The organism is Actinoplanes sp. NPDC049802, from assembly GCF_040656595.1.
In the GTDB taxonomy this organism is placed as follows: domain Bacteria; phylum Actinomycetota; class Actinomycetes; order Mycobacteriales; family Micromonosporaceae; genus Actinoplanes.
This window is the reverse complement of record NZ_JBFAMR010000131.1, coordinates 1-12,617: the sequence shown is the minus strand read 5'-3', so window position 1 is coordinate 12,617 and position 12,617 is coordinate 1. Positions and strand designations below refer to the sequence as shown.

Below are 12,617 nucleotides of genomic sequence, written 5' to 3'. Positions count from 1 at the left end.
GGATCGGCGGCCCGCGCGGTGCGGAACGCCACCTCGATCCAGTCGTTGCCGGTGCCCTGCAGGTTCGACTGGCGGCGGCTGCCGTCCTCGTTGAAGGCTTCGTTGACGACATCCCAGGAGTGCAGTCTGCCCCGGTAGTGGGCCATCACGCCGTTGATGTGGCTGATCATCGCCTGGCGCAGCTCGCTGCCGCGCAGGCTCTGCATCCAGCCCGGCTGCTGGGCGTGCCAGGCGAGGGTGTGGCCGCGGACCTTCATGCCGCGCTGGGTCGCCCAGTTGTAGATCTGGTCGCCGGCGTTGAAGGTGAACTGCCCCCGGTTGGGCTGGGTGGCGTCCGGCTTCATCTCGTTCTCGGCGGTCACCATGTCGAACTCGCGGGCGGCGATCGTGGTGTAGGTGGAGTTGCTCAGCCGCCCGGCGGCGATGGCGGTGCCGAAGTAGCGGCCGGACTGTGCGGCCGCGGCGCCGAGGGTGCTGGCCGCGGCGTTGGCGTCCGGCATCACCGTCAGGGCGCCGACCGCTGCGACGGCGGTGACGGTGCCGGTGATCAGCGTGCGAAGCCACAACTTTCGGGATCGTATCTCCACGAGAGCTTCCCTTCTGGGGCCGCCGGGTGTCGCGTTCACGGGGGGCGATGTCCGGCGTGGGGGTTCGGGGATTGCGGTGAATGCACGAGTCGCGCTCACAGCGGCGGACGTCAATGCAATTCCATGTTGGCACGGTAACCGACCCGAAACAATGTCTTCCGGAAACTCCTCGTAAGTATCGGCAACGGTTGCAGCCCTGTGCCGGCCCCGGCGCGCGTTCTTCCCCGTACGCATGGATCGGCTTCTGCGGCGTCCTTTGCCGGCCATCGAATCGCATTCTGAAAAATGCACGCCGGCCCGGCGGGATCGCATTTTCTGCGAGCCCGCCGGGCCGGCACCCCACCGATTTTGGTCTGTTCTCCGGTCGCCTAGCGCTGCAGGGTGAGCAGGCCGGGGCGCCACGGCAGCTGGTCGTAGGCGCCACCGGCACTCGGGTTCTTGCCCTGGTGGAGCAACGGCAGGTTGCAGGGGTCGACGGTCATGGTCTGGTCCGGGTTGCTGCGCACCAGGTCGCCGTGGCTGATGTCGTTGGTCCAGGTGGCGCCGCTGTTGGCCCGGCCGGCGAACGGATTGCTCTCGCTGGTCGCCTGCGGCGTCCACGAGCCGCCCAGGCTGGTGGCGGTGAACGAGCGGAGGTAGCGGTGTCCCTGCGCGCCGATCGCCTCGACGATCATCAGGTACTGGTTCTGGCCCTGCACCTTGTAGACCTGCACGGGGTTCACTGGATCACCGCGTCGTCGAGGTGGTAGCCGTCGGTGCCGGAGGTCGTCTCGACGTACCAGGTGGCGCCGGACAGCGTGCCGGTCCACGACACCGTCGCCGTACCGGTCAGCAGGGTCCATCCGGTGGCGCTGATGCCGGTGGCCGGGGTGAGCGAGACGTAGCTGGTCGTGCCGTTCGCGGTCAGCGCCAGGGTGGCCTTGGCCGAGACGTTGCCGCCGCGGCTACGCGCCCAGACGCTGGTGGTGTAGGTGCGGCCGTTCACCAGTCGCGTGCCGAGGTCCTGGCCGGCGCCGTTCCACGCGGCGGTCCGGCCGTCGATCGCCAGCGAGCGGGTGCCGCCGTGCACGACGCCGGTGTCCGACGACAGGGTGCCGCTGCCGAAAACACGCCATCCGGTGGTGCCGTTCTCCGCGGTGCCGTTGGTGAGCAGGTTCGCGCCGGTCGCGCCGGCGAACTGCCACCAGTCGACGTTGAACAGCGATCCGGTTCCGCCGGTGAACCGCAGATACAGGTCCTGGGTGCCGGTGGCGCCGCTGACCGGGCAGGTGACGCTCGTCCAGGTCTGCCAGCCTCCGGTGCCCGGCACCGTACAGGTTCCGGCCAGGGTGCCGGTGGGGCCGCCGAGCCGTAGTTCGATGCGTCCGCCGCCAGCCGCGGACGCGACCCGCGCGGAGAACGAGGTCGCTCCGGCGCCGAAGGCCACACCCTTGACCTTGATGTAGTCGCCGTTGTCGAGGAAGCCGACGTTCATGCCGCCTTCGCCGGCCGGTTCCGTCTCGACGCCGGAGCTCCAGGCGATGGTCTCGGCCTCCTGCCGGACGTACGGGTTGAGCGTCCCGATCTGCGGTGCCCCGCCCGTGGTCATGGTGATCGCCGGGATGGTGCCGTCGGCCTGGTAGCTGAACCGCTCCACCGCGACCGAGCGGGTGTATCCGCCGCCGCCGGGCAGCGCACCGTTGTGGTAGAAGAAGTACGAGCCGCCGTTGAAGTCGATGACTCCGGCATGGTTGGTGAAGCTGCTGCCCTGGGTGGGCATCACGGTGCCGCGGTAGGTCCAGGGCCCGGTCGGCCCGGGTGCCGTGGAGTAGCCGATGAACTCCGAGCAGCAGCGGGCGGCGAAGACGTTGTAGTAGAGGCCGTTGCGCTTGTAGACCCACGGCCCCTCCTCGTACAGCGTCGGGCGTGCCGCGTTGCCGGTACGGGCGCCGAAGCCGGCGGTGGTCAGCGGGATCTGGTTCACCCCGCCGGAGTAGCTGATCATGTCGGTGTTCAGCCGCACGTACCAGAGGTTGGGGTTGCCCCAGTAGAGGTAGGCCTGGCCGTCGTCGTCGACGAGCACGTGCGGGTCGATCTCGCCGTTCTCGACCAGCGGCCGCCCGAGGGCGTCGGTGAACGGCCCGGCCGGGTTGGTGGCCACGCCGACACCGATCGCCATCCGGCCGGTCGCGCGGTTCTTGACCGGGACGTACCAGTAGAACTTGCCGTTGCGGTGGACCACGTGCCCGGCCCAGGCGTCGGCGCTCGCCCAGCTGAAGGTCGACAGGCTCATCGGTGAGCCGTGGTCGGTCCAGTTGACCATGTCAGCCGACGAGTACAGCCGCCACTCCTTCATCGTGAAGTAGGTGGAGCCGTCCTCGTCGTGGCCGGTGTAGAGGTAGACGCGGCCGTTGTGCACCAGCGGCGCCGGGTCGGCGGTGTAGGCGGTCTGCACGATCGGGTTGTCGGCGCGCGCGGTGGACGGGACGGCGACGCAGGCCGCCACCAAAGCGACCACCCACAGGATCCTTCTCAGCATCGGGTACGACTCCGTCCGCGTTCGATCGACGGCTTTGAGAGCGTTAACAGCTTGAGTCGGAAGGTTGCCAGGATGTTTCCCGACATTCAAGAGTTCTTCTGCCGATCGGTCGTTCGCGTCAAATGGCGAGATTCGCCGTGCGAACTTCTTCCGGAAAGCTGTTATGCCGGTACGCCGCCAGCGGTCGCGTTGAAATTTACGACATGTCTCCGTAACATCCGGACCACCCAGCATCGACCGAGCTGGATACCTGGGTTCGATCTCCGGAGGCTGCCATGGCGCAGGGAAGAGCAAGGAGCCGCGGCGTGCTCGGCACGGCCGTCGCTGCGGCGGCATTGTTGATCGCCGCGGGCACGGCCGTCCTCACCGGGCAGCACACCGCCCTGGCCGCCCCCACCGCGGGATGCGGAAAGGCACCGACGCTGCGCGACGGCACCTACACGATCCAGAGCGGCGGCCGGGCCCGGACGTACATCCTGCGGCTGCCCGGCAACTACACCAGCAGCCGGCCCTACCGCCTCGTCGTCGGGCTGCACTGGCTCAACGGCAGCGCCAACGACGTGGTCGCCAACGGCTTCTACGGTCTGCAGCAACGATCCGGCAACAGCGCCGTCTTCGTGGCACCCCAGGGCCTGGACGCCGGCTGGGCCAACACCGGCGGCCGTGACGTCACCCTGGTCGACGACATCCTGCGGGCGGTCGAGAACGACCTGTGCGTCGACACGTCGCAGCGGTTCGCGCTGGGCTTCAGCTACGGCGGCGCGATGAGCTACGCCCTGGCCTGCGCCCGCCCGGCCGTGTTCCGGGCGGTCGCGCCGATCGCCGGCGCCAACCTCAGCGGATGTTCCTCGGTCTCCCAGCCGGTCGCCTACTTCGGCATCCACGGCATCCGCGACAGCGTCCTGAACATCTCGTCGGGCCGCGCCCTGCGCGACTCCTTCGTCCGCGCGAACGGCTGCACCGCGCAGAACCCGCCGGAGCCGGCACAGGGCAGCGGAACACACATCACCACCGCCTACTCCGGATGCCGGTCCGGGTATCCGGTCCAGTGGGCCGCGTTCGACGGCGACCACGTGCCCCTGCCGGTCGACCGCAACGCCGCGACCTCCTGGGTCTCCGCCGAGGTGTGGCAGTTCTTCAGCCAGTTCGGCAGCACCACACCGTCGAGTTCGCCGCCGAGCCCCTCCCCCTCCTCCCCGGGCGACACGGCATGCCGGGCCACCGCCACCGTCAACGCCTGGAACAACGGGCTCACCGCCAACATCACCGTCACCAACACCGGCGCTTCCAGCATCAACGGCTGGACCGTCACCTTCGGCCTCCCGGCGGGCCAGAACATCACCGGCGGCTGGAGCGCCACCTACACACCCACCTCCGGGCGGGTCAGCGCCAGCAACGTCGGCTACAACGCGGTCCTGGCGCCCGGCGCCTCCGTCAGCTTCGGCTTCCAGGCCACCCACACCGGCGACAGCACACCCCCGACCGGGTACGCGCTCAACGGTTCCGCCTGCGTCAGCGGCTGACGGGCGCGCACGCCGATCGCGGGCCGCTGCCCGGCGCGAGCATCGACGCGCCGGGCAGCGACGGTCCCGCTTCGTCCGGTGGCGTGGCGCTCAGCCGACGGCCGCCAGGAAGTCCGAGTAGAACAGGCCCAGGCCGGCCGCCACGCACACACCGGCCACCGTCCAGAACCGGACCACGATGTTGACCTCGCTCCACCCGACCAGTTCGAAGTGGTGGTGAAGCGGCACCATCCGGAAGACCCGCCTGCCGGTGGTCCGGAACGAGACGATCTGGATCACCCAGGTCACGGTGATGATGAAGAAGAGCCCCCCGATCAGAATCGAGAGCAGCGTGGTACGGGTCGCCACCGCCAGCCCGCCGATCAGGGCACCGAGCCCGAGCGCACCGACGTCGCCCATGAAGATCCGTGCCGGGGACGTGTTCCACCACAGGAAGCCCACACAGGCCGCGGCCGCCGCCGCCGCGATCATGGCGATCTCGAGAGGATCCCGGACCTGGTAGCAGTAGTCGCTCGCGCGGGCGTACGTCTCGTCGGCGCACCAGTGCCGGTACTGCCAGTACCCGATCAGCGCGTACGCGCCGAGCACCAGGATCGAGGCGCCGGTGGCCAGGCCATCGAGGCCGTCGGTGAGGTTCACGCCGTTCGACATCGCCGTGATCACGAAGACGAACACCATCACCGAGCCGACCTTGCCGACGTTCAGCCAGCTGATGTCCCGGATGAACGAGATGTTCTCGCTGGCCACGGTATCGCCGTTGGCACTGGCCCAGTAAAGCGCGGCGACGCCGAACCCGGTGCCGATGACCGCCTGGCCGAGCAGCTTGCCCTTGGCGGACAGACCGTCGGAGTTGCGCTTGCGGACCTTGAGGAAGTCGTCGACGAAGCCGACCGCGCCGCAGAAGACGAAGAGACCGAGCAGGACCAGCGCGGTCATGGTCGGCTGCTCCTGCGCGATCTGCCGCTCCGGCAGCGTGGTCAGCGCCAGATGCCCGGCGACGTAGGCGCACAGCGTCGCCACGATGAACACGACCCCACCCATCGCGGGGGTGCCCGTCTTGCCCTGGTTCGAGGCGAGCCCGAGGGAACGGATCGGCTGTCCGGCCTTGAGCGCGGTGAAAGCCCGGATCGCCACCGGTGTGCCGAACAGCGAGACGACGAACGCAACGGCGGCCGCCACGATGACCGCCCTCACCGGCGAGCCCCCACGAGATCGGGCTCTCGCACCGCGCGGGCCCTGCCGCTCGCTGCGCACCGGACAGCCCGGCACATGTCACCCCGAGCCGGCCGGTCCTTCAAAAGATCATCGATCACGGGACAGGAGCTTGCCATCCGACGGCAAGCAGAGCAGCACCGACCCACAGTGCCGTGCCCGGCTCGGGCCTGCCGATGCGCTGCGTGTGCGGCGCCTCGCCATACGTCGAGATGCGTGTGCCGCTCCGGGCCGTACCGATCCGGATCGGCCCGGACAACGGCGCCCGGCGTTCGGGTCACCCGGCCGGAATGAAGGTGACCCTGGCACGCATCGGGTGAAAGCCGGCACGTTCCAGGGCGGCGACCACACCCGTGCGGCACACGTCCACGTCGGCCACCACCTCGCGCGCGGCGGCAGCCGGCAGCGCCGCGATCGCATCGGCCAGCAACGCGTCCAGCGCCGCCGGATCGATCAGGCCGAGATAGGCGATCATCGGGTAGCAGACGTCGCCCGCTGCCGCGGCGAGGCCGATCGGCTCCCCCTCGCGCGAGGCGATCCGCCAGGTCTGCGGCGGGCCCGCGAGCCACGCCAACGGGTCGCAAGCCAGGTCGATGCCGGCGACCGCCCGGGCCGTCTCCGTCCCGGTCAGGATCTGCGGCGCGGCGATCCGGGCGACAAGACCCATGATCTCCGTACGGTCGGCAGCCGGCCGGAAGGAGTACCGGCCTGTCGGCGCCGCCGCGTGCGTACCGGTCCGGATGAATCGCAACCGCTCGGCATGCTGGACGAGCCCGGCGAGCCGAGCGGCCTTCATGGGTTGTACGGCCGCCGGGTTGCGCCGCCAGGTCACCGGCACCGCAGCGTGATAGAGCGTCGGACCGCCGAGCGCGGTGTGCGCGGCCCGCAGAAGAGCGGCGCCCACCTCCGGCTCGGCATCCAGGTCGAACCACTCCAGCCAGGGTCGGCCGACCGCGCCCGGCGGCAGGACCCAGGCGGCGCGGCTGACCACTCGGCTGTGCCTTAGGGCGACCCAGGTTCGCTCCGGCCGGTAGCCGCCGCCGGCGATGCCGCGAAGGTAGTCGGTCCTCGGCACCTCGGGCAGCGGGTCGGGCATCGAGGTGAACAGCTTCTCCTCGCCCGCGACAAGCGGGCGGATGACCAGATCGGTCATGTGATCCTCCGGCAGCGAGCGCCCCGGTCAGACCCGCGAGGACGCCGGAACGCGGCAGGGGCGCAGAACATCGGACATGGTGTTCTGACCTCCTTCCGGCTCGTCGGCGTGCGAGAAACCTACGCGACGAGCAACCACGGTTGCAATCCGCAGCGCCCCTACCCCAGCGTCCGGCCGCGGTGATCGTGCCGCGCGTTCCGGGTCACCCGGTCTGGCGGTGCCGTTTCCTCGCGCACACCGGTGAGGGAACGGCACCGGTGTACGGGTGGTGTTCCGCGCCGGCCACGCCCGGGGCCGTCATCAGTCTCCGACCGGTACGCCGACGCCGTCGAGGATGAGATGCACGGCGTCGGCGATGTCCGGCCAGCTGCCGCCGAGTGCCTCGGTGGTTCGCCGGGGCGGCACGGCGAGACCGAAGAGCACGGCGAGGAGCACCACGGCGGTCTTCACCGGGTCGACATCGGCCCGGATCCGGCCGATCCGCTGCTCGGCGTGCAGATACTGGGCGAGGAACTCGGGTGGGCCCGGTTCGGACGTGCGCGCCGTTGCAGCCGGGCGAGCCAGTTCCGGGTCGGTGAGCATGGCCAGCTCGAACGGCACGATGTCGGCCCGGAGGTCGGCCAGCCGGGTCAGACAGTCGATCAGGTTGTCGGCGACGGTTGCCGAGCCGGCCCGGGCAGGCAGTTCGCGGGCCCACACCGTGATGGGAGCGCTTTGCCGGGTGATCGCGGCGACGAACAGCCCGGCCTTGTCGGGGTAGTGCCGGTACAGCGTGCCCTCGGCGACCCCGGCGGCTTGGGCGATGGCACGGGTGGTGGTCTGGGCGTAGCCGACCTCCCGGACGAGCCGGATAGTCGCGTTGATCAACTTGTCGCGTGTTGCGTCGCCACGGGCGGCCACCTGGAGGTTCCTCCTGTCTGCGGGGCGTTGCCGAACGCCGGCTGTCAGTCGGTGATGTCGCGCCGGTGCAGGACGACCTCAGCGATGCCGATGCTCACGAGAGTGTAGGCGGCGCCCAGGGCGAGGGCGCTTGCGTAGCTCAGCGCCGTGTTGCCGCCCTGGGCCAGGGCGGACAGGGTGCTTCCCGGCAGCCGGTCGCCGATGGTTTCCGCCGCGGCCCGGATGACGGACTCCACGACCAGGACGTATCCCACGCCGACGGAGATGGCGATCGCGGCCGAGCGGGTCACGACGGCCAGAGCAAGCCCGAAGACTCCCCACACCACCAGAGCGCAGAACAGGTTGAGCCAGCCTTCGGCCAGGGTCGAGGGCACGTTGTCGCGCCAGGCGGAGACGTCGATGCCGGAACCACCGGCCACCGCCGGGGCGACGAGCAGATCGGTGACGACCGCCACGGTCGTGACCGCGGCCGTCCACAGCACCAGGGCGAGAATCTTGCCGGTGAGCAGCAGCCATCGGCGCGGCTGCGCGGAGACGAGCAGCCGGATCAGCCCGGTCTGGTAATCGGTGGCGGTGACCAGCGCCCAGAACGAGAGTGTGACGACCCCGAACATGCCGGCGGCGGCACCCAGCCCGGCGACCAGACCGTCGGGCCGGGCCAGCTCCGCGGCGGTGGGAAAGCTCACCCCGGGGCCCCCGGAGGGCGCAGCGCCACCGGATTCGACCACCTGGAACATCACGACGTTGATCAAGACGGCGGCGAGGGCGGTCAATCCCAGCCAGCCGAGCATGAGGCCTTTACGGCGGGTCCGGACCAGTTCGCTGCGTACGGCGTTGGCGATGTCGGTCACCATCATCGAGCTCCTCGTCCGGCCGCGGTGGCACGCGCCGCCATGAGCTGCTGCTCGGTGCCGCCGGTCATGGCCAGAAACACGTCCTCAAGGGAGTCCTGGACCACGCTGAGCTCGCGCAGAGTGATGCCGGCGGTGTGGGCGGCCCGGTTGATCGGCGCGGCATCCTGGGCGCCGGCGGACACCCGCACCCCGTCGGCCGCACTGCCGGTCACTTGCCAGCCGTGCGCCTGCAATGCCTGCACCAGGCGGTCGGTGTCCGCGTCGTGCTCCGCGCGCAGGTCGACGTGCTGACCGGCGGCGTTCAGCAGACCGGTGATCGGACCGCTGTACAGCAGTTCCCCGAACCTGATCACCACGAGATGCTCACAGATCGCTTCGATCTCGCTGAGCAGATGCGAGGAGACCAGCACCGTACGGCCGGCGGTGCCGAGCTGCGCCAGCAGCGATCGAATCTCAACGATGCCGGAGGGATCCAGGCCGTTGGTCGGCTCGTCAAGGATCAGCAACGCCGGATCGGGCAGCAGCGCCGCCGCGATGCCCAGACGCTGTTTCATCCCGAGCGAGTAGCGTTTGACCGGCTCACGATCACGGCCCGTCAAGCCCACGGTATCCAGCACCGCGTCAACGCGCGCATTCGGTAACCCGCGCAACCGGGCCAGTGATGTCAGATTCGCCCGCGCCGACAGGCCCGGGACGAAGGCCGGGTTCTCCACCAGCGCCCCGACCCGGCCGAGATACCGACCGGGAGAGCTGATGGGTTCATCCAGCACCGTGGCCTGTCCCGCGCTGGGCTTCATCAGCCCCAGCAGCATCCGGATCAACGTCGACTTGCCCGAGCCGTTCGGGCCGACCAGGCCGATCACCTTCCCGGCCGGTAGACCCAGGGTCAGCGGCTTCACCGCCGTCAGCTTGCCGAAGCGGCGGGTCAGGCCCGCCGCGGTAACCGTCTCCATGCCTTCTCCATTCGGGTGAGCGCTCACTCACATTAGCAGAAGGCGATCACCAACTGCGGAGATTCTGCTGGTGGGCGCCGTCGACGCGTTCCTCGAGCGGTTCCGCGGCCCTGCGGCGGCTGTGCGCGACCAGCGGCCCGTTGCGGCGCTCAAGGCCCTCTTCCTCGGGAAGGGCGGCGTACTGCGCGTCCGATGATCGCTTCGGAAACGTGTGGGCGGCCCCTCGGTAGGGTGACCGTCGTCAGCACGATGGCCGTCGCGGTGGCGAACCGCCACCTTGATCGGTTGTTGACCTGCACGTTTCCCCGATTGGCGGCACGGAGCGATGTCGATCGCTGTGGTATCGCGCGGGAGCGGGGCAAAAACGATCGAGTTCGATTGCCGACGGGTTCGGTGCGGACCGGCACGCGCAAGGTTGCAGCGCCCGGTGGTGGTCGATGCGTCTGCCTAGTGAGCAGCAGTGACGGGAGCAGGCGTGTCGTTCGAGGAGTTCGTGGCCGGGTACGGCCGGTCGCTGGTGCGCTTGGCGGTCGTCCTGAGCGGCGACCGGCAGGTGGCGGAGGACCTTGCCCAGACGGTGCTGGCCGACGTCTACCGGCACTGGAGACGGGTGCGTGCGGCAGCGGACCCCGAGGCATACGTACGCCGCATGCTGGTCAACGCGCATCTGAGCTGGCGGCGCCGGCGCTGGACCACAGAACGGCCGACCGATCTGCGTCACGAGACCGGCGCCACGGTGCCCGACCCGGCCGACACCGTCGCCGCCCGCGACCAGACGCGGATGCTGCTGAGCAGGCTCGCCCCGCGCGCCCGCACCGTGCTCGTCCTGCGCTACTACGCCGACCTGGACGACGCGGCGATCGCCGCCGCCATGGGGGTCAGCGAGAGTTCGGTGCGGGCCACCGCCTCCCGTGCCCTGGCGAGTCTGCGGGGACCCGCGGCCATCGACGCACAGAGAGAGACCTGATGAACCAGTCGACCGAGCACGAGCTGCGTGAACTGTTCGCCGCCGAGGCCGCCGACGCCCCCGACGAGCAGGCCGTGGCCGCCGCGGCGATCCGCCGGGTCCACCGCAGGCGGCGGATCCTGACGACGGCCGTGGCCACCACCGCGGTGATCATCGCGGTGGGCACGTACAGCGCCTCCCGGCCGGCCACGACACCGCAGGCACAACCGCCGGGCACCTCGTCGGCCGGACCGGTCGCCTCGGCGCCGGAAGCCGCCCTGCCGGCCGGGGTCGAGCCGGGTGACCCGCTCGGTCCCGGCGCGCAGCAGTGCGTCAAGCCGTACTCGCCAACAACGCTGGCCGAACAGTCCTTCGCCTTCGACGGCACCGTGACCGGTATCGGACCGGCACGAACCGAGCGCGGCACGGATCCGCCGCTGGACCTGCGGGCGGTGACCTTCCAGGTGCACACCTGGTTCAAGGGCGGCGCCACGGACACCGTGACGGTCGACATGACACCGCCCACCGCGGGTACCGGGACGTACGACGCCGCCTCCGAGCTCGTCCCGGCCTATCAGATCGGCACCCGGCTGCTCGTGTCCGGAACACCCCGCTGGGGCGGCGCGCCGCTCGCCGACCCGATCGCCTGGGGGTGCGGTTTCACCCGCTACCACAGTCACGCGACGGCGGCCGAATGGTCGACCGCGACGAGGTGACTCACAAAGCCGGCCGGACCAGCAGCATCGGCCCGCCATGCTGCATCGCGGTGGGCGAACCGAGACTCGCCCACCGCCATCCACCCACCCCGGTCCGCTTCGGGCTCGCCCTGCCCGACGGATCGCTACAAAGCGACGTGCTGGCTCGTCGACGTGGGGCTGCTCCACACCGAGCCCGGTAGCGCTCTGATCGTGGTCGGTCATGCCGCCATTCGGATGTCGGCAAGAAGCGCGTCACCCGACCCGAACCGCGGCGGTCCCCTGTCTGTCAGGGCGAGCCAATTAACATATTACAATAACCAGTAATTCGATAATCCGTGGAGCGGCTCGAAACGGACAATTCGCCGCTACACCATAATGCACGTTATGGGCGCGTCGGTGGCTTCCCGTACGCGATGCCACACCTCGGCCTCTGTCTGCCCTCGAATGTTGTCGCCTGCCAGTTGATGTGCGGCACTGCCAGAAGAGCTGAGGCACCCTGTGGTTCCTTGCCAATCAAGTTGAGGCAGGGCGCTGGCTGGCGTATGGGAAGGGCGCCAGCCAGCGCCAAATCGCGCGACAAGATCTTGAGTGGAAGCCACACTGTGCTGGCGTTGGAGCCAGAACTCGACGTGCATGACTTTCTGCGGCAGATCGAACTGCTCGCCCTCGATGTGGTAGCCGCAGCGCAGGAGGAGGGCTGGCAGACGTACGGCGACGACCCCCGGCGGACGCCACCCCGCTGCAGCGCTCGGTCAACGACTTGGCTCGCATCCTTCGGCACCGTTACTTCGAGGACGACGGCTGCGCCGAACCGAGCCGGCCGGTGCTCCACCTCGGCGGCGCTGCATTGTTCGAGCCGGGTGGAACGGAGAGCGAGCAAGACGGCTATTGGGTGGGCTGTGCTCGCCTTGGTGTCGATGCCCAGGATGAGGGCTGGGCGCTCTGGTACACCTGGGACGACCAGGAGCGCGCTCACACAATCCTGACCACGGCGTTGGAGACCACGCTGGATCTACTGGACAACTGGGCGCAGGGCCGCGATGTTCATCCTGCCCAGCCGCGGCGTAGTCAGATCCGCGCCGTCATCCGGGGATGGGTCGGGCCGGTCGCCCAGTTACGCCAGCACGAGAGGGCTGGACTGATGTTGAAGCCGACCCATTCCCGGAACTGAGCTTGTTATTAAACCTTTTGTTGGTTGTTGTGGCTGGTTGTCGCGTTCTGGTGTTCGGTCTTGCCGACCGGTGGGTGTGGCCTGACGTGCTTGTTGCGAGAG

The 12,617-nt window shown here is 69.5% G+C and carries 12 protein-coding genes; 4 read left to right on the top strand and 8 right to left on the bottom strand.

The features are described from left to right. The 3 genes from AB0I88_RS39915 to AB0I88_RS39905 form a co-directional block, all read right to left on the bottom strand. On the bottom strand, positions 1-566 hold a 566-nt coding region (locus tag AB0I88_RS39915), incomplete at its 3' end, for an endo-1,4-beta-xylanase (protein ID WP_361037273.1). A 389-nt stretch (positions 567-955) separates the two neighbouring features. Then, a complete protein-coding gene (locus AB0I88_RS39910; protein WP_361037271.1) occupies positions 956-1,309 on the bottom strand; it encodes a non-reducing end alpha-L-arabinofuranosidase family hydrolase in 354 nt (117 codons plus the stop codon). Further along, positions 1,306-3,105 carry a family 43 glycosylhydrolase gene (locus AB0I88_RS39905; protein WP_361037269.1) on the bottom strand — a complete coding sequence of 600 codons (1,800 nt, stop codon included), beginning with the start codon at positions 3,103-3,105 and terminating at the stop codon, positions 1,306-1,308. Before AB0I88_RS39905 ends, AB0I88_RS39910 begins: the two co-directional genes overlap by 4 nt. A gap of 305 nt (positions 3,106-3,410) precedes the next feature. On the opposite strand from AB0I88_RS39905, the gene AB0I88_RS39900 reads away from it, so the two are divergent. Next, positions 3,411-4,628 carry a cellulose binding domain-containing protein gene (locus AB0I88_RS39900; protein WP_361037267.1) on the top strand — a complete coding sequence of 406 codons (1,218 nt, stop codon included), beginning with the start codon at positions 3,411-3,413 and terminating at the stop codon, positions 4,626-4,628. A 90-nt stretch (positions 4,629-4,718) separates the two neighbouring features. Here the strand turns inward: AB0I88_RS39900 and mraY are convergent, their stop codons facing one another. The 5 genes from mraY to AB0I88_RS39875 form a co-directional block, all read right to left on the bottom strand. Next, complete coding sequence (gene mraY, locus AB0I88_RS39895; RefSeq protein WP_361037265.1) at positions 4,719-5,822, bottom strand: phospho-N-acetylmuramoyl-pentapeptide-transferase; 1,104 nt, start codon at positions 5,820-5,822, stop codon at positions 4,719-4,721. Between the two features lie 295 nt (positions 5,823-6,117). Continuing rightward, positions 6,118-6,993: an acetyltransferase gene (locus AB0I88_RS39890; RefSeq protein ID WP_361037263.1), complete on the bottom strand. Its 876-nt coding sequence runs from the start codon at positions 6,991-6,993 to the stop codon at positions 6,118-6,120. A gap of 300 nt (positions 6,994-7,293) precedes the next feature. Then, positions 7,294-7,860 carry a TetR/AcrR family transcriptional regulator gene (locus tag AB0I88_RS39885; protein ID WP_361037261.1) on the bottom strand — a complete coding sequence of 189 codons (567 nt, stop codon included), beginning with the start codon at positions 7,858-7,860 and terminating at the stop codon, positions 7,294-7,296. 77 nt (positions 7,861-7,937) lie between these two features. Continuing rightward, positions 7,938-8,747, bottom strand: a complete 810-nt coding sequence (locus tag AB0I88_RS39880) for a hypothetical protein (RefSeq protein ID WP_361037259.1) — start codon at positions 8,745-8,747, stop codon at positions 7,938-7,940. Beyond that, positions 8,747-9,700, bottom strand: coding sequence for an ABC transporter ATP-binding protein (locus AB0I88_RS39875; protein ID WP_361037257.1), 954 nt, complete (start codon positions 9,698-9,700; stop codon positions 8,747-8,749). Before AB0I88_RS39875 ends, AB0I88_RS39880 begins: the two co-directional genes overlap by 1 nt. A 475-nt stretch (positions 9,701-10,175) precedes the next feature. Between AB0I88_RS39875 and AB0I88_RS39870 the strand changes: the two genes are divergently transcribed. The 3 genes from AB0I88_RS39870 (at position 10,176) to AB0I88_RS39860 (ending at position 12,515) form a co-directional block, all read left to right on the top strand. Next, entirely contained in the window at positions 10,176-10,667 is a 492-nt protein-coding gene (locus tag AB0I88_RS39870; protein ID WP_361037255.1) for a SigE family RNA polymerase sigma factor, read from the top strand. Next, positions 10,667-11,362, top strand: a complete 696-nt coding sequence (locus tag AB0I88_RS39865) for a hypothetical protein (protein ID WP_361037253.1) — start codon at positions 10,667-10,669, stop codon at positions 11,360-11,362. Before AB0I88_RS39870 ends, AB0I88_RS39865 begins: the two co-directional genes overlap by 1 nt. Before the next feature lie 742 nt (positions 11,363-12,104). Continuing rightward, positions 12,105-12,515 carry a hypothetical protein gene (locus AB0I88_RS39860; RefSeq protein ID WP_361037251.1) on the top strand — a complete coding sequence of 137 codons (411 nt, stop codon included), beginning with the start codon at positions 12,105-12,107 and terminating at the stop codon, positions 12,513-12,515. Positions 12,516-12,617 lie beyond the last annotated feature (102 nt).

Excerpts from the sequence above, each read along its gene's own strand:
- AB0I88_RS39865 (WP_361037253.1), top strand. The coding sequence starts at position 10,667 with ATGAACCAGTCGACCGAGCACGAGCTGCGTGAACTGTTCGCCGCCGAG.
- AB0I88_RS39890 (WP_361037263.1), bottom strand. The coding sequence starts at position 6,993 with ATGACCGATCTGGTCATCCGCCCGCTTGTCGCGGGCGAGGAGAAGCTG.
- AB0I88_RS39875 (WP_361037257.1), bottom strand. The coding sequence starts at position 9,700 with ATGGAGACGGTTACCGCGGCGGGCCTGACCCGCCGCTTCGGCAAGCTG.
- AB0I88_RS39905 (WP_361037269.1), bottom strand. The coding sequence starts at position 3,105 with ATGCTGAGAAGGATCCTGTGGGTGGTCGCTTTGGTGGCGGCCTGCGTC.
- AB0I88_RS39880 (WP_361037259.1), bottom strand. The coding sequence starts at position 8,747 with ATGGTGACCGACATCGCCAACGCCGTACGCAGCGAACTGGTCCGGACC.